Annotated in this window: 18 protein-coding genes; 14 read left to right on the forward strand and 4 right to left on the reverse strand. The window is 60.9% G+C overall.

Features of this window, described 5'->3' with window-relative positions; translation table 11 throughout:
- Nucleotides 1–146 precede the first annotated feature (146 nt).
- The 14 genes from DVJ77_RS08280 to DVJ77_RS08345 all read left to right on the forward strand — a co-directional run bounded on the left by DVJ77_RS08280 (nucleotide 147) and on the right by DVJ77_RS08345 (nucleotide 16,648).
- The gene (locus tag DVJ77_RS08280; protein ID WP_114845010.1) at nucleotides 147–989 is read left to right on the forward strand and encodes a response regulator; all 843 of its coding nucleotides are present in this window, start codon (nucleotides 147–149) and stop codon (nucleotides 987–989) included.
- Nucleotides 986–1,687 (forward strand): uracil-DNA glycosylase, encoded by a 702-nt coding sequence (ung, locus tag DVJ77_RS08285; RefSeq protein WP_114845011.1) that lies wholly within the window; start codon nucleotides 986–988, stop codon nucleotides 1,685–1,687. Before DVJ77_RS08280 ends, ung begins: the two co-directional genes overlap by 4 nt.
- A 369-nt stretch (nucleotides 1,688–2,056) precedes the next feature.
- The gene (locus tag DVJ77_RS08290) at nucleotides 2,057–2,968 is read left to right on the forward strand and encodes an SPFH domain-containing protein (protein ID WP_114845012.1); all 912 of its coding nucleotides are present in this window, start codon (nucleotides 2,057–2,059) and stop codon (nucleotides 2,966–2,968) included.
- A gap of 213 nt (nucleotides 2,969–3,181) precedes the next feature.
- Nucleotides 3,182–4,171 (forward strand): alpha/beta hydrolase family protein, encoded by a 990-nt coding sequence (locus DVJ77_RS08295; protein WP_114845013.1) that lies wholly within the window; start codon nucleotides 3,182–3,184, stop codon nucleotides 4,169–4,171.
- 414 nt (nucleotides 4,172–4,585) lie between these two features.
- Nucleotides 4,586–5,443 (forward strand): RNA polymerase sigma factor RpoH, encoded by an 858-nt coding sequence (rpoH, locus tag DVJ77_RS08300; RefSeq protein WP_114845014.1) that lies wholly within the window; start codon nucleotides 4,586–4,588, stop codon nucleotides 5,441–5,443.
- Nucleotides 5,444–5,545: 102 nt separating this feature from the next.
- Nucleotides 5,546–6,238 carry a response regulator transcription factor gene (locus DVJ77_RS08305; RefSeq protein ID WP_114845015.1) on the forward strand — a complete coding sequence of 231 codons (693 nt, stop codon included), beginning with the start codon at nucleotides 5,546–5,548 and terminating at the stop codon, nucleotides 6,236–6,238.
- A 4-nt stretch (nucleotides 6,239–6,242) separates the two neighbouring features.
- Nucleotides 6,243–7,661 carry a sensor histidine kinase gene (locus DVJ77_RS08310; protein WP_114845016.1) on the forward strand — a complete coding sequence of 473 codons (1,419 nt, stop codon included), beginning with the start codon at nucleotides 6,243–6,245 and terminating at the stop codon, nucleotides 7,659–7,661.
- Nucleotides 7,662–7,809: 148 nt separating this feature from the next.
- Nucleotides 7,810–11,016, forward strand: coding sequence for an efflux RND transporter permease subunit (locus DVJ77_RS08315; protein ID WP_114845017.1), 3,207 nt, complete (start codon nucleotides 7,810–7,812; stop codon nucleotides 11,014–11,016).
- Nucleotides 11,006–12,229, forward strand: a complete 1,224-nt coding sequence (locus DVJ77_RS08320; RefSeq protein ID WP_114845301.1) for an efflux RND transporter periplasmic adaptor subunit — start codon at nucleotides 11,006–11,008, stop codon at nucleotides 12,227–12,229. The genes DVJ77_RS08315 and DVJ77_RS08320 overlap by 11 nt, the downstream gene beginning before the upstream one ends.
- The gene (locus DVJ77_RS08325) at nucleotides 12,213–13,673 is read left to right on the forward strand and encodes an efflux transporter outer membrane subunit (protein ID WP_114845018.1); all 1,461 of its coding nucleotides are present in this window, start codon (nucleotides 12,213–12,215) and stop codon (nucleotides 13,671–13,673) included. Before DVJ77_RS08320 ends, DVJ77_RS08325 begins: the two co-directional genes overlap by 17 nt.
- A gap of 135 nt (nucleotides 13,674–13,808) precedes the next feature.
- A complete protein-coding gene (locus DVJ77_RS08330; protein ID WP_114845019.1) occupies nucleotides 13,809–14,738 on the forward strand; it encodes a DUF6662 family protein in 930 nt (309 codons plus the stop codon).
- Between the two features lie 8 nt (nucleotides 14,739–14,746).
- A complete protein-coding gene (locus DVJ77_RS08335; RefSeq protein WP_114845020.1) occupies nucleotides 14,747–15,277 on the forward strand; it encodes an FMN-binding protein in 531 nt (176 codons plus the stop codon).
- On the forward strand, nucleotides 15,258–16,145 hold the full coding sequence (locus tag DVJ77_RS08340; protein WP_162791414.1) for an FAD:protein FMN transferase: 888 nt from the start codon (nucleotides 15,258–15,260) through the stop codon (nucleotides 16,143–16,145). Before DVJ77_RS08335 ends, DVJ77_RS08340 begins: the two co-directional genes overlap by 20 nt.
- Nucleotides 16,146–16,153: 8 nt before the next feature.
- Nucleotides 16,154–16,648 (forward strand): hypothetical protein, encoded by a 495-nt coding sequence (locus DVJ77_RS08345; protein WP_162791415.1) that lies wholly within the window; start codon nucleotides 16,154–16,156, stop codon nucleotides 16,646–16,648.
- 200 nt (nucleotides 16,649–16,848) lie between these two features.
- Here DVJ77_RS08345 and tal read toward each other — a convergent pair whose 3' ends face one another.
- From tal to DVJ77_RS08365, 4 genes are all read right to left on the reverse strand, one after another.
- Complete coding sequence (tal, locus tag DVJ77_RS08350) at nucleotides 16,849–17,802, reverse strand: transaldolase (protein WP_114845023.1); 954 nt, start codon at nucleotides 17,800–17,802, stop codon at nucleotides 16,849–16,851.
- Nucleotides 17,803–17,848: 46 nt separating this feature from the next.
- Nucleotides 17,849–19,135 carry an NAD(P)/FAD-dependent oxidoreductase gene (locus DVJ77_RS08355; RefSeq protein WP_380038992.1) on the reverse strand — a complete coding sequence of 429 codons (1,287 nt, stop codon included), beginning with the start codon at nucleotides 19,133–19,135 and terminating at the stop codon, nucleotides 17,849–17,851.
- Nucleotides 19,136–19,293: 158 nt separating this feature from the next.
- Nucleotides 19,294–21,462 (reverse strand): primosomal protein N', encoded by a 2,169-nt coding sequence (locus DVJ77_RS08360; RefSeq protein ID WP_114845025.1) that lies wholly within the window; start codon nucleotides 21,460–21,462, stop codon nucleotides 19,294–19,296.
- Between the two features lie 505 nt (nucleotides 21,463–21,967).
- The gene (locus DVJ77_RS08365) at nucleotides 21,968–23,179 is read right to left on the reverse strand and encodes a DUF3667 domain-containing protein (RefSeq protein ID WP_114845026.1); all 1,212 of its coding nucleotides are present in this window, start codon (nucleotides 23,177–23,179) and stop codon (nucleotides 21,968–21,970) included.
- Between the last annotated feature and the right edge of the window lie 196 nt (nucleotides 23,180–23,375).

Raw genomic sequence — 23,375 nt, forward strand, 5'->3', positions numbered from 1 at the left:
CAGCCGGCAGCGCGAGGGAGTGTAGTAGTGACGCCGGTCGCAGGCGGTAAGGCGGCTGTCAGGGCAAGATGGCGGCTTGGGCGAGCGCGGGGGGCGTTCGTTGTTTCTAAGGCTGGGATGCCGCGTGTCAGTTGGGCGGGTAGGGAATGAACGCAAGTTTCAGTCATCGAGTCGTTAGCGACGCGCCGCGCGTGTTGGTCGTCGATGGCTCAAGAGTGGTACGTCAATTGATTACCCGTGTGCTCAACGTCGAGCTGCCGGGAGCTGAAGTGGTCGGCTGTGCCAGTGGCGCCGAAGCGCAGCCGTTACTTGAAGGCGGCGTGTTCGACTTCATCACCATTTCGCTGCGCTTGCCCGACATGGACGGCTTGGAGCTGGCGCGCTACGTGCGCGAATCGGCGCCGCAGATCTATGTGCCCATTGTGGTGGTGTCGGGCGATGTCGACGATCGCTTGCATCGGCGTGTGCTGGGCGAGCATGTGACCGATTACTTCGATAAATCGCTGGGCTTTCAGGCGTTGGCCGAGTTTATTCGCGGCTACGTGCGGCCAGAGAGCATGGCCGAAGGCGTGGTGTTGTATGTCGAAGATAGCCGTGTCGTTGCACTGGCGACGCGTCGCATGCTGGAAAAATATGGCCTTACCGTGCGCCACGTGATTAGCGCCGAAGACGCGCTGGCCTTGCTCGATGCGGCGCAGGCAGAGGGTGAAATAGGCGCCGACGTGGTGCTTACCGACGTCAGCCTCAAAGGCGAGCTTACCGGTGGCGATTTGCTTGAACGGATCCGGCGCGATTATGGTTACAGCAAGGGTCGTTTGCCGGTGCTGGTGATGACCGGTGATGAAAATCCGGCCAATCAAGCGGCGCTGCTCAAAGCTGGCGCCAATGATCTGGTCGAAAAACCCGCTGAGGAAAAACTCCTGGTTACCAAGTTGCTGTTTCAGTTGCGCGTGGCGCGACATTTGCGCGAGCGCGAAATCGCGGTATGAGCGAAGGACGTATCAAGCTGGAGCCTTCCTGGAAAGATCGGATCGGCGGCTATCTGGAACGCCCCGATATGCTGGCGCTGGCGGATTTTCTGCGCGCCGAAAAACATGCCGGCAAAGTGATCTATCCGCCCGGCGCGGAAATTTTCGCCGCGTTCGAACATACCCCGTTCAATGCGGTGCGTGTGGTGATCCTCGGGCAAGATCCGTATCACGGACCTGACCAGGCGCATGGCTTGTGCTTCTCGGTGCGGCCCGGTGTACCGACGCCCCCTTCCTTGCAAAACATCTACAAAGAAATTAAGCGCGATCTTGGCTTGGCCGTGCCCGACCATGGCTGCCTGACCCCCTGGGCCGATCGTGGCGTATTGCTGCTCAATGCCGTGCTTACGGTGGAGCGCAGTCTCGCCGCCTCGCATCAGGGCAAAGGTTGGGAAGGCTTTACCGATGCCGCCATCGACGCGCTTAATCGCGAGCGCGAAGGCTTGGTATTTTTGCTATGGGGCTCTTACGCCCAGCGCAAGGGCCAGTTGATCGATTCAAGCCGCCATTGCATCCTGCGCTCGGTACATCCGTCGCCCTTGTCGGCACATCGCGGCTTTATCGGCTGCGGTCATTTCTCGGCGGCCAATCACTATCTTGAGTCGCATGGGCAAACGCCGATCGATTGGTCCTTGCCACCGCGCAACCAACTGGCCTGAGATGTCGTTGTAAGTGCCGCGAGAAAGGTTGCTCGAAGCTTTTAGATGAGCCCTGGGTGCGCTTGTTCGGAGCCTCTGTCAAGGGCAGGACGGGGTGTTTTCGCGATATATATTTTTGCTGCTTTTGCATCTGCGCTAAAAGAGTCGGTGCGATAATAAGCACATGTCCGCTACTCCCGATCGATTCGACGAATCCGTTTGCGATCGTATCGATGACTCGCTCCATCCCTCTTGCGGCGCCGCCAGCTTAGCCGCGTGCGACACGCCATTAGCGGAGCCAGGGGCGCGGGACTTATCAGGTTTCTCCATTCCTGGATTAGCTGTTCGGTCATCCAGCTTGATCGACCTTTCATCAGTACGGAGCGTTGTATGACATTTAAACCGTTCGAGCCCGGCAATCATGCCGTGGGCGGTAAGACTGTGCGCGTCATGGTTATTGCATTGATCGCTATCGTTCTTATCACTGGAAGTATTTTCGTGGTCTCCCCGAGTGAGATGGCGGGTGAGCGTTGGATGGGTGGCACTGTAGTCACGGCGACGCCGCTGGGCACTGGTGTTCACTTCAAGGTTCCCTTTTTGGAAACGGTCGATCGACTGCAGACGAGTCGATCCGTTTACACCTTGGGCGGATTGGATGTGTATACGAACGACAACCAGAAAGTGTCGATCGATATTTCGGTGATCTACCAGATTCCGTCCCGGTCGGTTCTCAACCTGCTTTATAAAGTGGGGCGCGCCGGCAACGTCGATATCGACTCCACTTTGCTGCCCGTCGTGCGCGATCGCGCGTTGGAGGCATTCGCCAAATACAACACCTTGACGATTTCCGATCAGCGCGGGCAGATCACCGCGCAAATGAAAAAATCGATCAGCAACGGACTGGAGACACTTTTCGGCGTGGACGTTATCGATGTTCAGTTGACCGGCATTCATTACTCGCCAGGGTTCGAGCACTCCATCGAGGAAGCCGTGAAAGCCAAGGCCGATGCTGTGCAGGCGCAGAATGCGGTGGCGCAGAAGAGATTTGAGGGCGAACAGAAGACCGTGACGGCCGCGGCCGAAGCACAGGCTGCTGTCGAGACGGCCAAAGGCAGGGCTGACTCATTGCTGCTGGAGGCCGATGCGCAGGCCAAGGCCGCACTGATCGTCGGCAATGCCATCAAAGAGCATCCTGACTATGTGCGCTATTACGGCTTGCAGCGCTGGAACGGTTCGCTCCCGCAGGTCACCGGCGGCTCGATGCCCATGGTCGATCTGAGAATGCCCGGCGAGAACAAGTAGTAAGAGATCGGTGCATTGCGTTCGGCCGATAGCGAATAGTGGCTGGTTTAATGGTTCACCCTGCGAAAGCCACGGCAGTAGCCTGTTGGCGGAGGTCGTTTGCTCCGCCCTCGGCAAGTGGAATATCCGAATGTTTCGCGTTGTAGTTGAGGATTTCTTCATGGGTCTTTTCCATACAATCCATTGAACCATTCAAGCTAGACGAGGAAGGCCATGCCGAAACGTCGCTTTGTCTATGCCGCGGCACTCGTCCGCGCATTCGTGCCGCTCATCTCGTTCACTCTCGCCGCTGCGGTCAATGCAGCCAGCACCGCCGTTGCTCAACCGACGTGCTCGGCAACGGGCACGCCGCCGCTCGAAACGGTCGAGCCTGTCACTGAGCGGCCGGCCTGCAAGGAGGGTCAGGTGCTGTCGTTCGATCAAGATGGCGTGACGCGCTACGCCTGCCTTAACCAGCCGCCGCACGCCATCGACGGCACATCTACATGGCCAATGATCGTGTACCTGCACGGCTCGATGACCACGCCCGACAGCCTGTATCGAGCCGGCCACGAGCTGTTCAAGTTGAGCGGCAGTTATCCGCTGTCGGCGCACGGCAACGCCAAGGGGTTCATCTTGCTGGCACCGGAAGGTCGGCGCGCCAAGGCATGGGCGTCGGAGGGCCCGCATACGGGAACGGGCTTTCACTGGGACGAGTGGCAGCGCGACCCGGCGAAGAATCTTGACGTGCAAGCGATCGACCACTTTATCGACCAGGCCGTCTCGACGGGTCTGGTCGATGCGAAGCAGATCTACGTGTTCGGCTGGAGCAACGGTGCGGATATGGCGGTGCTGTACGGCGCGTGGCGAGCCGACCGCGTCGCCGCAGTGGGCCAGTATGCCGGCACCGATCCATGGCAGCGCGCGCCTTGCCCGGTGGATATGCCGTCGGGCAGGCAGGTGCCGCTCACGCTGCTACGAAACATGTGCGACGCACTCGCCACGTGCAGTGCCACCAGCAGTTGGAGCGACACGCTGGAGAAGCGGAGCTGGCCGCTGCAGCGCGTCAATCTGACGTTGGACGGCAAGGACGCCGGGCCGAACGCGCAGTGCGTCCAATCGTGCGGTAAAGCGCGCGGTCTGTACGAGCACATTCGTTGGCCGCAGAAAGCGGTGTTGGCCAATGAGATGCTTGAGTTTTTCAAGGAGCATTCGCTGCCTTGAGGATTAAGTGGCGCATTTGCGGGGAGGTGATCGTGGAATCTCATCGTCAGGTGAGTCGGCTGAGGCAAATGCTCGTACAGCCCGTACACATGTCGGTTTCATGCCCATCTACAGTCGGCCCCTGGGAATACTGGTGTGACCTCTGGCCCAGGTTGGAAGCGGCTTGGCGGTCTACTCTGCCGTGGCGGCTGGATATATCGGTTTTCGGATGATGCTTTATAAGCATTTGATTTATAAATATAAATGTTTATGCCCCGATAGAGTCATATGCGTTAGATAGCCTGTCTGGATGGACTCGACAGGCGCCCATCATTCCTGTACGATTCGGTTCATTAAAGGGCTTGAACTCGTGAGCTCTTTAGCACTCTCAGTACCCGAGTGCTAAGCTGATCCCTGCTTTAGGAGGTTCCACACATGTCTCAAGCTTTGGTGACCGCAAACCTGCAGGTGCCGAGTGTCGTCGGCAGTCTGGATGCGTATATTTCGGCGGTCCACCGGATTCCGGTGCTCAGTCAGGATGAAGAGCAGGCGCTATCGCGCCGCTATAACGAAGAAGAAGATCTCGCTTCGGCGAAGAAGCTGGTCATGTCGCATCTGCGCTTTGTGGTGCATGTGGCCCGCGGTTACAACGGCTACGGCCTGCAACTGGCCGACCTGATTCAGGAAGGCAATATCGGCCTGATGAAGGCGGTCAAGCGTTTCGACCCGGATCAGGGCGTGCGCCTGGTCAGTTTTGCGGTGCATTGGATCCGTGCGGAAATGCACGAGTTCATCCTGCGTAACTGGCGCATCGTCAAGGTCGCTACGACCAAGGCACAGCGCAAGTTGTTCTTCAACCTGCGCAAGAGCAAGAAGCGCCTGGGTTGGATGAACGCCGAAGAGGTGCGCACGGTAGCGAAGGATCTTGGCGTGCCCGAAGCCACGGTGCGCGAGATGGAGTCGCGTCTGTCAGGTCGCGATATCGGTTTTGAAGCACCGGCCGATGCCGATGACGATGCCAAGCCGGCACCCGCCGCGTTCTTGATCGACGATGGCGCCGACCCGTACGACAACGTGTCCGATGCCGATCACGTCGACAACCAGATGGAAACCTTGTCGGCTGCCTTGCATAAGTTGGATCAGCGCTCGCGCGACATTATTCAGCGCCGCTGGCTCAACGATGAAAAGGCCACGCTGCAGGATCTGGCCGACGAGTATGGTGTTTCCGCTGAGCGTATTCGCCAGGTCGAAGCGAACGCGATGAAGAAGATGCGCGGCTTGTTCGCCGCCTGATTTTTCGCAACGCTCAACGAAGTTGGACGAACGGCCTCCATCGCGGGGCCGTTCGTCATGGTTTGAGTTTGCCGGCGCTCGATTGCATCGATAGGTTCTGTCATGCCACGTGTCTTGGTTATCGAAGACGATGAAGTCACGGCCCGCGAGATCGTGGCCGAGCTTAGCGTGCACGGCATCCTCGCCGATTGGGTGAGTGACGGTCGGGTCGGCTTGAATCGGGCGATCACCGAGGGCTACGACCTGATTACGCTTGATCGCATGTTGCCCGGCATGGACGGTATCGATGTAGTGGCTGCCTTGCGGCAAAGCCAGATAGATACGCCGGTGCTGATGATTAGCGCCTTGAGCGAGGTCGATGAGCGGGTGCGTGGACTGCGCGCCGGCGGCGACGATTACCTGACCAAGCCGTTTGCTCCCGACGAAATGGCGGCACGTGTTGAAGTGCTGCTGCGCCGGCGTCAACCACAGTCGGAGCCGCGCTTGCGTGTGGCGGATCTGGAGCTGGATCTGGTACGCCATACCGCTCATCGCAAAGGGCAGTTGCTCAACCTGTTGCCGACCGAGTTTCGTTTGCTGGAATTCTTGATGCGCAACTCGGGCCAGGTACTGACGCGCACGATGATTTTCGAAACGGTCTGGGGTTTTCATTTCGACCCCGGCACCAACATCATCGATGTGCATATCGGCCGCCTGCGCCGCAAGATCGACGGTGCAGGGCAACTACCATTGATTCGCACGGTGCGCGGTACGGGATACATGCTCGTATCGGCGCCGCATGTCGTCACGGTCTAGGCCTATGTCATTTCTTAATTCCAATGCCTGGCGCTCGACCACTTCGCGCTTGATCGTGATCTATGGCGTGCTGTTCGCCGTGTGGGGTTTGATTCTGGTGGCGGTAATTCAGTGGGAAACCACGCGCTACCTCAATGGCGTCATCGATCAGATGCTGGCGCAACGCATGCACTATCTGGCTGTTACCGATGCGCAGCGATTGCCCGCAACGGTGGATGCGGCCAGCAGCATCGATCCGCACGGCATCATGTCGGTCGGATTATTCGATAGCGCGGGACACGCGCTGGCCGGCAATGTCGATCGCATTCCCGCAGAGCTGCAACTTGACGGCCAGGTGCATTTGTTGAACGGCGGTATGCCGCGCCCGGATCGTGTCGCCGGCACTGTGCGGGTGCGTGCGATGGCGCTGAAGCTGTCGAGCGGAAACGTGCTGCTGATCGCCAAGGACACCAGCACGATCGATGGTCTGGGGGCGATCACTCGGCGTGCGCTGCTATGGGGCATTTCGTTGACCGTGATACCGGGCTTGCTCGGTGGTTTCCTGCTGCGGCGCGGCCCGGCCCAGCGAATTCGCGAGCTGCAGTTGGCGACCGCGCCCATTCGGCAGGGCGATCTGACCAAGCGCTTGCCGGTAAGTCGGCGTGGCGACGAGCTGGATCTGCTGGCCGGCATCGTCAACACCATGCTCGGTGAAATCGAGCGATTGATGAATGAGGTCAAAGGCGTTTGCGACAACATCGCACACGACCTGCGTACACCGCTGACGCGTTTGCGCGCGCGGCTATATCGCACACAACAGCAGTTACAAGAGCACCAGCCTCAGGCCGCCTTGGTCGATGCCTGCCTGGTCGACATCGATGCCGTGCTCGCACGCTTTCGCGCCTTGCTGCGGGTGTCGGAGTTGGAAGATCGTCATCGCAGCGCCTGCTTCGGCGAAGTCGATCTGGCGCAGGTGCTGCGCGAGGTGCATGAGTTTTATATGCCGGTGGCCGAGGATCGCGAACAGCCTTTCGAGCTGGATGTTCAACCGCTGCCGCCGGTGCGTGCCGATGCGCATTTGCTATTTGAAGCGCTCGCCAACCTGGTCGGCAATGCGATCAAATTCACCCCGGTGGGCGGTCGCGTCATGCTGCGCGCAAGCATGGATCGGCATGGCCCGCGCATCGATATTCTCGATAGTGGCCCAGGTATCCCGGCCGACGAGCGCGATGCGGTGACGCGACGGTTCTACCGTGGCGATAACAGTCGCACCACGCCAGGTTCCGGTGTGGGCTTGAGCATCGTTAGTGCGATTGTGCGCTTGCACGGTTTCGCGCTCGACATCGGCGATGCCGCCGATGGTGCGCGCATCACCTTGTATTGCTATCCGGTGAAAGCGGGCGAGGTACCGGGTACCTGCCTGGCACGCACAGTGAGCGCTTGAGAAGGCGGCCTGCTTAGCACCTGTGCCGGCCGTTCGACCGGTGCCATCGGCAAGATGAAAATATCTTCATCGAAGCGGATGTTCGGGAGCATGCTGCGGCGTGTCAAAATTTGCATCGCCGCTTCCCCCGCGCACGGAATCCCCTCGCATGCTAGGTCTTGTTCGGATCGCGCTCTCGCGACCGTATACCTTTGTGGTATTCGCCCTGCTATTGCTGATTATCGGCCCGCTGGCGGCGATGCGCACGCCGGTGGATATCTTCCCCGATATCAAGATTCCGGTCGTGGCGGTGATCTGGCAGTACACCGGTCTGCCGCCCGACCAGATGTCCGGGCGCATTACCACGGTGTACGAGCGCGTGCTGACCACGACGGTCAACGATATCGAACATATCGAGGCGAACTCGTACAACGGCATCGGCGTGGTCAAGATCTTCTTTCAGCCGGGCGTCAATATCAGTACGGCCAATGCGCAGGTCACCGCGATTTCGCAGGGCATTCTCAAACAGATGCCACCCGGTATCACGCCGCCGCTGATTCTTAATTACAACGCGTCGACGGTACCGATCATCCAGCTTGCGCTGTCCGGCAAGGGGCTGACCGAACAGAACCTCGCCGACTTGGGTCTCAACGTGGTCCGCACGCGTCTGGTGACGGTGCCCGGAGCGTCGATACCGTACCCCTACGGCGGTAAAACCCGTCAGGTGCAGATCGACCTCGACTCGGCCGCGATGCAGGCACGCGGGCTGTCCGGGCAGGACGTTGCCAATGCGCTGGCGGCACAGAACCTGATTATCCCGGTCGGTACGCAAAAGATCGGCGATCTCGAATACACGATTCAGCTCAACAATGCGCCGTCGCAGATCGAGGCCTTGGGCGATTTGCCGATCAAGACCGTCAATGGGGCGATGGTCTATGTCCGCGACGTGGCGCATGTGCACGACGGCAATCCGCCGCAGACCAATATCGTGCACGTCAACGGCAGCCGTTCGGCGTTGATGAGCGTGCTGAAGAACGGCTCGGTATCGACCCTGGATATCGTGGCGAACGTCAAGAAGAAAGTCGCCGAGATGAAGAACGTGTTGCCGGACACGCTGGACATCGCGCCGCTCGGCGATCAATCGCTGTTCGTACGTGCGGCGATTGCCGGCGTGGTGCGCGAAGGCGCGATCGCCGCGGCCTTGACCAGTTTGATGATCTTGCTGTTCCTCGGCAGTTGGCGCTCGACGATCATCATCGCCGTATCCATTCCCTTGGCGATTCTCGGCTCGATCATCCTGCTCGCTCTATTCGGCGAGACACTGAATTTGATGACGCTGGGCGGACTTGCGCTGGCGGTCGGCATCCTGGTCGACGACGGCACGGTAACCATCGAGAACATCAACTGGCATCTTGAGCACGGCAAGGACGTCGAAACGGCGATCATGGACGGCGCCCAGCAGATCGTGACGCCGGCCTTCGTCTCGCTGCTATGCATATGTATCGTGTTCGTGCCGATGTTCTTCCTCGAAGGCGTATCGCGCTTCTTGTTCGTGCCGATGGCCGAAGCGGTGATGTTCGCGATGATTTGTTCGTTCCTGTTGTCGCGCACCCTGGTGCCGACGATGGCGAAGTACTTGTTGAAGCCGCACGCGCCGCACACTGACGAGCATGGCAGCAATGCGGCGCTGCCGCCGTCAAGTAATCCGCTGGTGCGTTTCCAGCGTGGTTTCGAGGCTCGTTTCGAGCGCTTTCGCGCCGGCTATCACGACCTGCTTGGTCTTGCGCTGGGTGCGCGCCGCAAGTTCGTCATTGGCTTCATGGCCTGCGTGTTGCTTTCGTTTGCATTGGTGCCATTTCTGGGGCGCAACTTTTTCCCAAGCGTCGACGGCGGGCAGATCTTGATGCATGTGCGGGTGCCGGTCGGTACTCGGGTGGAGCAGACCGCGCATCAATTTGCCGATATTGAGCAGGCGATTCACCGGCTGATTCCAGGCGATCAGTTGGCTACGATCGCAGACAACATCGGCATGCCGATCAGCGGCATCAACACCACGTATAACAACACCGGCCTGATGGGCGCACAGGATGGCGACATCCAGATCGCGTTGAAGGAAGGCCATCGTCCCACCGATGAGCATGTACGCCTGCTGCGCGAAGAGCTGCCACGACAATTTCCCGGCGTGACGTTCTCGTTCCCGCCGGCGGATATCATCAGCCAGATTCTCAACTTCGGTTCGCCGGCGCCGATCAATCTGCAGATTCGCGGTCCTAACCTCAGCGCCAGTTTCGACTATGCCAATCAGGTGCTGCGGCGGATCAAGCGCATTCCCGGCATCGCCGATGCGCGCATTCAGCAATCACAGGCCAATCCGCAATTCAATGTGGACGTGGACCGCACGCGCGCCCAATTCGTCGGGCTTACCGAGCGCGATGTCACCAATAGCATGGTGGTGAACCTGGCCGGCTCCAGTCAGGTCGCGCCAACGTTCTGGCTCAACCCGCAGAACGGCGTTTCGTACTCGATCGTGATGCAGACCCCGCAGTACTCCGTCGATTCGTTGACGGCGCTGCAGAATCTGCCGATCAGCGCATCGGGTTCGAGTTCGGCGCAGGTGCTCGGCGGCATCGCCCAGATCCGCCGTTCCAGCTCGAATGCCGTCGTCTCGCAATACGATATTCAACCGATGGTGCAGATCTACGCGACCACACAGGGGCGCGATCTGGATGCGGTAGCGAAGGAGATCCAGCAGATTCTGCAGGACACCTCGAAGGATCTGCCCAAGGGTGCCTCGGCCCATTTGATCGGCCAGGTGCAGACCATGAATACCGCGTTCTCCGGTCTGTTGTTCGGCCTGCTCGGCGCGATCGTGCTGATCTACTTCCTGATCGTGGTGAATTTCCAGTCCTGGTCCGACCCGTTCGTGATTATCACGGCACTTCCCGCCGCGCTGGCCGGCATCATCTGGATGTTGTTCGCCACGCATACGACGCTGTCGGTGCCGGCGCTAACCGGCGCGATCATGTGCATGGGCGTGGCCACGGCCAATAGCGTGCTGGTCATCAGCTTTGCGCGCGAACGCCTGGCGGCGCACGGTGATGCGCTCAAGGCCGCGTCGGAGGCGGGCTTCACCCGTTTCCGCCCGGTCTTGATGACTGCACTGGCGATGATTATCGGCATGGCGCCGATGGCGTTAGGTTTGGGCGAAGGCGGCGAGCAGAATGCGCCGCTGGGTCGCGCGGTTATTGGTGGTCTCATTTTCGCTACGGTGGCAACGCTGTTCTTTGTCCCGGTGGTGTTCCGCATCATTCATGCGCGGCATGGCCGCGCGTCTGCCCCGGCATCTGTTACCGGAGGGCCTGCTCATGTCGTCTGATATCCATATCTCCAACTCACCGTCCAACTCGCCGTCTAGCAGCGCACCATCGAAGCGCCGGTTGCGCCTGGCCGGTCTGGTCATCGCCGTCGTGGCGGTAGTGATCGTGCTGACGGGTTTAGCTACCCGCGCCAATGATGCTCGCCAGCTCAAGCGCTGGACTGACGTGCAAGCCGTGCCAACCGTCAATGTCGCGCTGCCCGAGCGCAGCGGCATCGGCTCCGGGCTGGAGTTGCCCGGACGTCTGGAAGCCTATGCGCGCGCGCCTATCTATGCGCGCGTCAGCGGTTATCTGAAGTCGTGGAAAGTGGATATCGGCGCGCCGGTAAAGAGCGGTCAGTTGCTCGCCGAAATCGAGACCCCCGATCTCGACCAGCAGTTGCTGCAGGCCAAGGCCGATCTGGCCAGCGCCGAGGCGAATGCGGCCTTGGCGACCACGACGGCGAAGCGCTGGCAGTCGATGCTTGGCTCCGATTCGGTATCGCGTCAGGAGGTGGACGAGAAAACCGGCGATCTCACGGCGAAGCAGGCGATGGCCAAGGCGGCGCGTGCCAATGTCGACCGCATCGTCGCCATGAAAGGCTTTACCCGGATCGTGGCGCCGTTCGACGGCGTGGTTACCGCGCGCACGACTGACGTCGGCGCGCTGATAAATGCGGGCAGCGGCAGCGGCCCGGAACTGTTCGTGGTGTCGGACGTGCGCCGCTTGCGCGTCTATATCCAGGTGCCGCAGAACTATGCACCGTCGATTCGTCCTGGCGCCAGCGCCGAGCTGACCCTGCCCGAATACCCCGGACGCAGTTTTGCCGCCAAGGTCGAAGCCAGCGCGCAGGCGGTCAATGCCAGCTCCGGTACGACCCTGGTGCAACTGGCGGTGGACAATGGCGACGGTCAATTGATGCCGGGCAGCTACGCCAGCGTGCGCTTGAAACTGCCGGTCGATACGGCGGCGTTGCGCGTGCCGGCCAGTGCGCTGGTGTTCGACGGCAAGGGTCTGCGTGTGGCGACACTTGGCAGCGGCGATCGCGTTGCCTTCAAGACGGTGACCATCGTGCGCGACTACGGTAAATCGGTCGAAGTCGGTTCCGGCCTCGACGCCGCCGACCGCATTATCGATAGCCCGCCGGATGGTCTTATCGACGGCGACCAGGTGCAGATTGCCAGCAAGACGGCGGATAAGCCGCAAGAGAAAGCCAATGAAAAGAAGGCCTGAACGCGCGCTTCTGTTGGCTTTGGCTTTGGCTGTCGCGCTCGGCGGCTGTTCGTTGGCGCCGACGTATCACGCGCCCGAGGTGCCGGTAGCCGATAGCTATCAGAAACACGGATCCGAGCTTGATAAGAGCTGGGTGCCGGCGCAGCCAGCCGATCAGTTGCCGCGCGATGGCTGGTGGACGTTGTACAGCGATGCGCAGTTGGATCAGCTACAACAAAAACTGCTTGCCAATAACGCGGATCTCGCCGCGGCGCTGGCGCACTACCAGCAAGCGCAGGCGTTCAGCGCGCAAGCGCGAGCGGGCTTGTTTCCGCAGATCGGTATCAGTGGCAACGCGCAGCGCGACCGACAGTCCGACACCAAGCCGCTGCGTGGAGCTACATCGCCGCCGCTGTACGACTCCTACACCTTGAGCGGCACGTTCGATTACGAGTTGGATCTGTGGGGACGCGTGCGTCAAACCGTCGAAGCCGGCAAAGACGATGCGTTGGCTGCGGCAGCCGATCTCGCCTCGGTCAGGCTGAGCCTGCAGGCGCAGTTGGCCGACAACGTGATTGTGTTGCGTGGACTCGATCAGCAGATCCAGCTTTTGCAGCAAAGCATCGAGGCGTACCAAAAAGCGTTGCAGCTAACCCAGACCCGGCATGGCGGTGGGATCGCCTCCGGGTTGGATGTGGCGCGTGCGCAAACGCAGTTGTCCACGGTCAAGTCGCAGTGGTCGCAAACCTTGGCGCAGCGTGAGCTGACCGAGCATGCGATTGCAGTGCTGGTGGGTGAGTCGGCATCGCAATTCAATGTCGCTGCCGATACCAAGGGCATTGCGCTGCCGTCGATCCCGGCCAGCGTGCCATCGACACTGTTGCAGCGTCGTCCAGATATTGCCGCTGCGGAGCGTCGCACGGCCGCTGCCAATGCACGCATCGGCGTGGCGCGCGCGGCGTATTTCCCGTCGTTGAGCTTGAGTGCGCTCGGTGGCTATCAAAGTGCTGCCTACGGTGGCCTGCTGACTGCGCCAAACCGGTTCTGGGCGATCGGCCCGAACCTGTTGCTAAATGTTTTTGACGGTGGCCGTCGCAAGGCCACCGTCGAGGCGGCCAAGGCAGCGACCGACGAGGCCGGCGCGCATTATCGCGGCGTGGTGCTGGGTGCGTTCCAGCAAGTCGAAGATAACCTGACTCAACTCGATCGCTTCGGCACGGCCAGGGTCGATCAACAAGATGCCGCGGTCGCCGCGCAGCGCTCGCTGGATTTGGCGATGGATCGCTATCGCCAGGGTGCGGTCGGTTATCTCGATGTGGTGCAGGCGCAGACCGCGTCGCTGGAATCGCAACGTACCTTGCTCGATCTGGATACCCGGCGGTTGCGCGCAAGTGTGCAGTTGATTCGCGCCCTGGGCGGCGGCTGGTCGAGCGAACAGCTCGCCCAGACGCATAACAAACACTAATGGGCGCTACTCGAAGTTAAAGGAATTAATCAGAGGTGAGTCGCAATATATTGCGATTTCATTAGCTTATATTGCGGATGCGAATCACTATCAATGATAATCGCGTCTGTAATCATCTCGCCTCTGGGGTATTCCATGTTGCAAGTCACTGCCCGGCGCGTTGCCGGCCTGCTCGCTCTTTTTATCGCCGTACTCAGCCTGGGATGGCAGCCCAGGGCCAGTGCCGAAGAGAGCCAGTTCGGTTACGTCTACACCACCGATTTGCTGCCCAAGGGCGCCAAGGAAGTGGAGCAATGGGTGACGTGGCGGCGGCAGAAAGTGGGTGGCTACTTTAATCAGCTCGATGGCCGCACCGAGTTCGAATACGGGCTCACCGATAAGCTGCAGGTGGCGTTTTACGCCAATTATGTCTGGGCTCAGGCTTACCATAACGGCCCCTTTGGCGAGACCACCTCGCCGGAGCCGCTTTCCTATGATCGGCCAGGGCCGGACGACCACTACAGCGCCAAGCGCTTCGTCGGTTTTTCCGGCGAGGCGATTTATCGCCTGTGGAGCCCTTACACCGACCCGCTGGGCGTAGCTATCTACGTCGAGCCCACCGTCGGTCCCGCCTTCCGCGAGCTGGAAACCAAGCTGATTCTGCAGAAGAACTTCTTCGATGATCGCCTGGTGACGGCCTTCAACTTTACCTATGCGCCGGAATGGCGCTACGACCTCGACGACAATAATCCCGGCCACAAGAAGTGGCAGGAAGAGACCGACATTAATGCGAACTTCGCGGCGTCGTATCGCTTCGCGCCAAACTGGTCGGCGGGTTTGGAGCTTCTCAACGAGCACGAATACAACAGCTACGACTTCCGCAAGGAATCCAACAACGGCTATTTCTTCGGCCCTGTTCTGCATTACGGTGGCAAGAAGTTCTTCCTCACGGCAACCTTTCTGGAGCAGATGCCATGGGCGTCCTCTCATTCCGATACGGTACCCGGTGCCATTGTCGGCCGTCGCATCTACGATAACGACTTTGAAAAATATCGCCTGCGCATCAAAGCCGGCTTCTATTTCTGAGGAATGCCATGAAATCGCGCTTCCTGCTTATTCCAGCGTACGCCCTCGTGATGAGTGCGCCGGTGCAAGCCACCGTCTACCTGAGTGTCGAACAGGCGCAGGCGTTGATGTTTCCGGGTGCCACGTTCACGCCGGCCTTCGTTACGCTCAGCTCGGATCAAATGAAGGCGATCGAGCAGGCTTCTGACGTCAACGTGCTCTCGCCGAACCTCAAGGCATGGCGCGTATCCAGCGGCGGGTGGTTTATCGCCGATCAGGTGGTGGGCAAGCACGAGTTCATCCCCTTTGCGCTCGCCATCGACGCGAATGGCACGGTAAAGAGCGTGGAAATTCTCGAATACCGCGAAACCTACGGCGATCAGGTGCGCAATCCGGCATGGCGTGCGCAGTTCACCGGCAAGACACACGATGCGCCGCTCAAGCTCAACGACGACATCAAGAACCTGTCCGGTGCCACACTGTCGAGCCGGCACATTACCGACGGTGTCAAACGGTTGCTTACCACCCATGCTCTCGTGCTTGCCCATCAACACGATTGAGCGCGCCCGTCCGCTGCTTGGCACCACGGTAACTATCCGTGTCCAGGCAGCGGACGCCGCGCTTGCTCATGACGCCATCAGCGCAGCGTTCGCGGATATCGCCCGCGTGCACACGCTGATGAGCTTTCATGAGCCGGACAGTGATCTCACGCGGTTGCACAGTGCGCCGGTTGGTGCGCGAGTCATCGTCGATGCGCAAACCGCCCACGTGCTGCGGGCGGCGCTGGCGCTCTCCGCGCTCAGCGATGGAGTTTTCGATGTCACCGTCGCCGCGCAATTGGTGGCCTGGGATTTGTTGCCGCCGCCACCGGGTGCGATATGGCCGACTCCCGGCGCCGGCTGGCGGGATATTCATATCGACGACGATAACGGCGTACGCCTGGGGCAGCCGTTGTGGGTCGACCTGGGCGGCATCGCCAAGGGCTATGCGGTGGATTGCGCCATCGACAGGCTGCGCGCCCATGGCATCGAACATGCCTGTGTGAATGCCGGTGGCGATCTGCGCACCCTCGGCGAAGGCCCGCACATCATTGCCATCGATACCGGCGAGACGGCGCCATCGCATCGGCCGTTGCTTGAGCTTGGCGAGGCGGCGGTGGCGACCAGCAGCGGACGGGCGCATGTCACCGACGATCACCGCGCGAGCCCGCACGTGCACGGCCTGACCCGCAGCAGCATCGGCCGCCACGACTGCGTCACCGTCGTCGCCCCGCAATGCATGCATGCCGATGCGCTGACCAAGCTGGTCATGGCGCGCGGTGCGGCCAGCGTTGATCTGCTTGAGCATTTCGGAGCGGCCGCTTACTGCCAAGATGCCCACGGCAACTGGAGCGCGCTCGGTCAGAGCAGCCTCGGTGCCGCTGCATGAGCCCCCATGTGAACCCTCACGCGGTCGTTGGACATCGCACGCCGTTGCGGTTGTCGCGGCAACGCCGTTACACCGTCTATGGCATCGGTTGGACGCTATGGTTGAGCGGCGCGTTATGGCTGCTGTTCCACTATCTGCTGATGAGCAAGGGCGAATTCGGCGATACGCCGCATCCGTTGGAGCCGTGGTGGCTGCGGCTGCATGCGGCGATGGCTTTCGCCACCCTGTGGAGCTTTGGCCTGGTCTGGGGCGTACATATCGTTGCCGGCTGGCGCACCAACCGCCAGCGCGTGTCCGGTGGCCTGTCGGTAGCACTGCTGGTGTGGCTGATCGTCACCGGCTTTTTGCTTTACTACCTTGGCGACGAACGCTGGCGCGGTATCACTTCGGTGGCGCATTGGGCCGTGGGTTTGAGTCTGCCGGCGATTTTCGTGGCGCACGTGATACTCGGTCGCCGCCGCGCCCCGCGACAGCGTCCCGCTTTTGCTCGGCATAACGATTGAGCCGGTGACGCAGGGAGCGGGGTGAAGTTTTTCGCCAGTCCGCACCCCTCCCCAGCCCTCCCCTGCGAGCAGGGGATGGGGCAGGTCGCGTGGGCTGGGTGGTCATCGAACATATGGCGCACTCGCCATCACGGCTGAGGTGGCAGCGCTTTGCCCCTCCCCCTTGGCAGGTTGGGAGGGGGGGCTTTTCGTGTAGTGCTCTAGAACTTTGCCGCCAGCAAGGTTTCCAGCTTGCGTTGGTCGGCAGCGAACTTGCGAATACCGTCGGCAAGCTTGTCTGTCGCCATCGCATCTTCGTTATGGCCCCAGCGAAAAGCCACTTCATTGATCGGTGCCGGCTTGGCCTCGCGAATACTTTCGTCGTGCAGTGCGCGCGGCAGTTCGGTGTGGTCGGCCGCAAGCTTTTCCAGCAGATCCGGGCTGATGGTGAGACGGTCGCAGCCAGCCAGGGCCTGGATCTGACCGAGATTGCGGAAGCTGGCGCCCATGACCACGGTGCTGAAGCCGTGCTGTTTGTACCAGGCATAGATACGACGCACTGATTGCACACCGGGATCGTCGCTGGGCGTGTAGGACTTGGTTGCGGTGTTGGCGACGTACCAGTCCATGATGCGGCCGACAAAAGGCGAGATCAGGAACACACCGGCTTCGGCGCAAGCCACCGCTTGCTCGAACGAGAACAGCAAGGTGAGATTGCAGTGGATGCCGCGGCGCTCCAACTGCTCGGCGGCGCGAATACCCTCCCAGGTGGAGGCGATCTTAATCAGGATGCGCTCGCGCGGCACGCCGATGTCGTCATAGAGCGCAATCAAGCGTTCGGCTTTGGCGATCGTGGCCGAGGTGTCAAATGACAAGCGCGCATCCACCTCGGTGGACACGCGGCCAGGCACCAGCCCGACGATTTTCTTGCCGATGCTGATCGCGAGTTTGTCCGATGCGTCGGCCAGGTATTCCTGCCGGGTTTTTGCCCGGCTCTTGGCCCATGCCACCGCCTCGTCGATCAGCGGCGCATACGCCGGCAGCTCGGCCGCTTTCAGCAGCAGCGAAGGGTTGGTGGTCGCATCGACCGGCTGGTAACGGGCAATCGCTTCGATGTCACCGGTATCGGCGACTACGGTGGTGTATTGGCGCAGTTGTTCGAGTTGGGAAGACACGTTGAATTCCGTCAGGGGCGTGGGTGTATAGCAGCCTATTGTGCCGCTATGCGTCGTTGGATAAATGGGTATTTTTTGCATCATCCGAGCCGGTGACAATGCGCGCGTGGCGTTGATAGGTCCAGTACGCCCAGGCCCAATCGAGCATCACCACCAGGCGGTTGCGAAAGCCGATCAAGAAATAGACGTGCGCGGTCAGCCAGATCCACCAGGCCACCACGCCGGCGAACTTCACCCGGCCGAACTGCGCTACCGCAGCCATCCGGCCGATCGTCGCCAGGGCACCATCGTCGCGATAGCGAAAGGGTTGCGGCCGGTTGTCGCCGTTCAGGCGCGCACGAATACGGCTGGCGGCATGGCGGCCCATTTGCTTGGCTGCAGGCGCCACGCCGGGGACCGGCTTGCCGTTGTCTTGCATCACGTTGGCAAGGTCGCCAATCACAAAGACGTCTGGATGCTCAGGCAGGCTGAGGTCGGCGCTCACTTGTACCCGGCCGGCGCGATCCACCGGTGCGCCCAGCAAACGGCCCAGCGGCGAAGCGGCGACACCGGCCGCCCACAGCACCGTGCGTGCGGTCAAGGGCTGCTCACCCAACATCACCCCGCTATCGTCAATCGCGGTGACTGCGGTGCCGGTGCGTACCTGCACACCGAGGCGCTCCAATTGGCGCTGAGCTTTGGCCGACAGTGTGGGGTCGAACCCAGGCAACAGGCGTGGCCCGGCCTCCACCAGCAAGACGTTGGCTTGACGCGGATCGCAGCGGCGAAACTCGCGCGGCAAGGTATGCCGCGCGATTTCGGCCAGGGCGCCGGCCAGTTCCACGCCAGTGGCGCCGCCACCGACGATGACAAAATTGAGCCAGGCTTGCCGGCGCGCGGGGTCGTCTTCGCGCTCGGCATGTTCAAAGGCGAGCAGCACGCGGCGGCGAATGGTGAAGGCATCGTCCATGGTCTTCAGGCCGGGGGCGTAAGCCGCCCAGTCGTCGTGGCCGAAGTAAGCATGCGTGGCGCCGGTGGCGACGATCAGAAAGTCGTAATCGAGCGTGCCGTTGGCGAGTTTTACACGGCGCTGTGTGCAATCCACATCGAGCGCTTCATCCAGCAATACGGTGACGTTGCGTTGCTTGCGCAGAATCTGTCGTAGCGGGGCGGCGATCGACGGGGCGGAGAGCCCGGCGGTGGCCACCTGGTACAGCAGCGGCTGAAACAGATGGTGGTTGCGCCGATCGATAACGGTAATGCGCACGTTGGCGTTGGCGAGTTGGCTGGCGGCGGCAAGGCCACCGAAGCCGCCGCCGAGGATCACTACGTGAGGTTTGGCGTCGGGCGGAATTGAATCGGGTTGAATTGAATCAGATTGAATTGAATCAGATGGCCGTGTTCCAAGGTCTGCCATGTCATGCCTCCATTCGAGGGGAGAGGTGCTGTGATGTGATGTGGGGATGACCTAGTGTGATTTGCGGGAGCGCGTTCTGTGTGCAAAAAAAGGGCTCAATACAAATCAATCGGATCCACATCCAGCGACCAGCGCACGCGTCGTGCCGACGGCATCGCGGACAGCAGTCGTTGCCAAGGTCGCAGCGCGTTGTGCAGCAGGCTGCGGCTAGGGGCTTCGATCAACAACTGACCGCGATAGCGGCCCGCGCGCAGCGGCATCGGTGCGGGCATTGGCCCGGCAATCTGCAATTGATCGACATTCAGCGCGGCATGCGCTTCGGCGAGAAAGGTGTCGACATGAGGGCGCTGATGGGCTTCGGCGCGCAGCAAGACTTGATGGCTATAGGGCGGCAGTTGCGACAGGCGGCGCTCGGTCAGCAACTCTTTCGCGGCGGCGGCGTAGCCCTGCGCAAGCAGGCCGCGCAACAGCGGATGCTCGGGATGATGGGTTTGCAACAGCACGCGTCCGGGCTTGCGTGCACGGCCAGCGCGGCCGGCTACTTGCACCACCAATTGCGCGAGTCGTTCGCTGGCGCGGAAATCGACGCTGAGCAAACCCTCGTCCACCCCGACAATGGTGACCAGGGTGAGGTTAGGCAGGTCGTGGCCTTTGGCCAGCATTTGCGTGCCGACCAGGATCGCCGGCCCATCGGCACGCAACCCCTCCAGCAAATCTTCAAAAGCGTCGCGGCGACGGGTGGTTTCGCGGTCGATACGCAGCACGGGCACATCGGGAAACTGCGCGACCAGCGCTTCTTCCAATCGTTCGGTACCTTGGCCTTGCGGTTTTAGATTGGGCGCGTTGCAAGCCGGGCAGGTTTCCGGCACCCGCGTCTGGTAATCGCAGTGATGGCAGATTAGCTGGCGCCGACCGACATGCAAGGTCATCGGATGTTCGCAGCGCGGGCATTCGGCGTGCCAGCCACAGCTATGGCACAGCAACACCGGGGCATAGCCGCGTCGATTGCGAAATACCAGCACCTGTTCGCCGCGCGCCACGGTTTCGCTGACCGCGCTGAGCAGCGCCGGCGACAAGCCGTGTTCCAGGCGCTGCGCACGCATGTCGATGATTTGCACTTGCGGCGGTCGTGTCGTGCCTGGCCGTGCGCGCAAATGCAGTGCGCGATAACGGCCGGCTTCGACATTGGCCAGTGATTCCAGCGAGGGCGTGGCCGAGCCGAGCAGCACCGGCACATTCAGCGCGCGCGCGCGCAGCAGAGCCAGATCGCGCGCGTGATAACGAAAGCCATCTTGTTGCTTGTAGGCGCCGTCGTGTTCTTCGTCGACGATAATGATGCCGGCCTGCGGCAAAGGGGTGAACACCGCTGAGCGAGTGCCGAGAATGACCTTGGCTTCGCCGGAGCGGGCGCGCAACCAGGCGCGTGCCCGATCGCCTTCGGCCAGGTTGGAATGCAGCACTTCGATCGCTACGCCCAGGCGCTCGCGCAGGCGGCGCATCGTCTGCGGCGCCAGGCCGATCTCCGGTACCAGCAGCAGCGCCTGCTTGCCTTGCGCCAGCACCTGTTCGATCAAGGCGAGGTAGACCTCGGTCTTGCCGCTGCCGGTCACGCCATCGAGCAGAAACGGCTGAAAGCTGCCGAGCGTAGCGCTGATTTCGCTGGCGGCGTGCTGCTGTTCTTCGGTCAGCGGCCACGGCGTGGTGATCTGCTGATCGACGGCGGCGATGCGCTCACCACGCTCGATCAAGCCACTGGTGGCCAGGCGGCGGGCGGCGGTGCGCCAGCTCGGCAGATGCACGTCCAGTTCACCGGCAGCGAGCGGGCCGGTGGCCAGGACATCCAACAAGAGCTTGCTGCTGCCGCGCCGGCTGCCGGCGTCGCGCGCGCTTTGACCGGCCACGGTCAGGGTCCAGATTTCTTCGCCGGTGGCGGGCAGGGGCTTGTCTTCACGCAGCGCTAACGGCAGTGCGTTGGCATAGGCCTCGCCGGGTGCGCCCAGCCAGTAGTCGGCGGCCCAGGCCAAGGTCTTCATCAACTCAGGGTCGAGCAAGGGAGTGTCGTCGAGCAGACGCAGTACGCGCTTGAGCCGGTTGCCGCCAACACTGGCTTCGACATCGGCGGCGACCACGACACCGACCATTTTGCCGCGGCCAAATGGCACCAGCACTCGGCTACCGGCGTCGCACTTACCTACCGCAGGCGGCAGATAGTCGAACAGGGTGGGCAAAGGTACGGGTAGGGCGACACGGAGTACGGCGGGCATGGAGAAACAGTGTAACCGCGTCAAGACTTATCCAAAGAGTCAAGCGTGCGAACCGGCATGCGGCGGCGAATGGCAGGTGACAGGTGTGCTTGCGCATGTTTGCTGCCCTGTCATCTAGGAGTCACAGGTAAGTGACTCTTCGGGCGGGGCTTTTTCGCTTATCCACAGACCCTGTGGATAAGTCTGTGGATGCAGCTTGGAGAGGGTGTCTTTAGGCGCATAAGAACGGCTTTCCTGACAGCGTGTGCAAGTTTTAGCCATGCTGAAATAGTCTTTTATTTCAATATGTTGCAATTGGCGCTTGGCTGGCGTTCATCTGCTTGCCATCAAGTCGTTACAACTCTTGACAGTTTTGCGACGCTGTGAAAAACCCTGATTCGGGCCGCTTGTATGTGACGAAAAGCCGCACCAACAGGCCTTTCACCATACGCCGACGAATCCTTAACTGTTCGGCGAATAAATCGCCCCCGCAGAGGGGCGGAAGGCCAAGCAGGTCGGTTCGCCTCTAGTAGCTCGCAGCCCCGAATGCTATGGCGATGACCAAGGCAATCGTCAGGAGCCAGAGATAGCACCAGCCGACAAGAAGATATTTCAGCACGGTCATGATCCAGCCCTGGCGATAGATCCGCTTTTGCATCAGCAGCAGGTAGGCCATCGCCCACAGGCCCAGCCCGGCTTCGATCCAGCGCAGCGGCGCAGCCAGCCATGCGGCATGAGGCACCAACCAGACGCCGAACATGCTGACCAGCGATATCAGCAACAAGGTGAGAAACAGGAAAGCGTGGCTGTGCAACGCCACGATCAGGTGCTCCATATACAGCCGACGCCGGAACAGATAGACCACCTTCAGCAGCAAGGCGAATACCGGCATCAGAATGAACATGGTCATCGGCAGCACAGCGAAGGTGCCGGCTTTAAAGCGTTCAATAGCTTCACGCTTGGAATCGCCGCCGGCACGAAGGGCTTGCACATTCGCTTTCAGGTGCATCAGCCCACGATCCAGTTTGGCGTTGACGAAATCCGGTAGCCAGGCAATGGATACCGGGTCGTGGCGGCTGCCCCAGTCATGGTTATTCAATGCACCATCGTCCTTGCTCAGCTCCTCCGTGGCCGGCTGACTGTTACTTGCTGCGGTGGAGCTGGCATGGGCCGGCGTGGCGGCAGAGGTGCTTGCGGCGGGTGCTTCACCCAAGGCGATCAGACGCTCGCGCGCTTGTCTGCGCAAGGCTTGCTCGGCGGTGTCCAGGCCGGCAGTGACGCCAGTTTGACGCGCAATCTCAAGTCCGGCCAATTGCCCCTTCAGGGACCGGCGCACTTCGGCGGGCGTGGTTGCCTTGGCGAATGCATTCTCGCCTTCGCCAACCGAGATATGGCCGATGCTGTCGGTAGTGCTGGAGACCTGATCCAGCGCTATGTGGCCCACAAAGAACGCCAGCAGGCACAGTATGAACATCAGCCGAAATGGCGTTACATAGCGCACCCGACGGCCGGAGAAATATTCCAGCGTCAGAAAGCCCGGCCGAATGAACAGCGGTGGCACGGTGTGTGCGATGCGGCCATCCACGTGCAGCACCATTTCCAGCGCGTCTTCCACGACGCCATGCACCGGCTTGAGTACGCTATGGATCGACTGGCCGCAGTCGTGGCAAAAGTCGCCTCGCATCGAGGTGCTGCAGTTCGCGCAGCACAACTCGCTGGCGCTGGTCAGTTCTTTCATTTGGTGCTTTTCCATCCCCCGAAGCGCGCGATCTTGGCATAAGGGCTGTAGGGCAGGGAACGGGGAACGGGGAACGGGGAACATGAAGTTCGAGGGGATATGGTGGGTCTGCGTTCTTTTTTGACCTTTCTTTGTTTTTGCTCTTGCTTTTTTGCTCCTGCTTTTTAGGCTTTTCCCCGTTCCCCGTTCCCCGTTC

This window comes from Dyella tabacisoli (assembly GCF_003350925.1).
In the GTDB taxonomy this organism is placed as follows: domain Bacteria; phylum Pseudomonadota; class Gammaproteobacteria; order Xanthomonadales; family Rhodanobacteraceae; genus Dyella_C; species Dyella_C tabacisoli.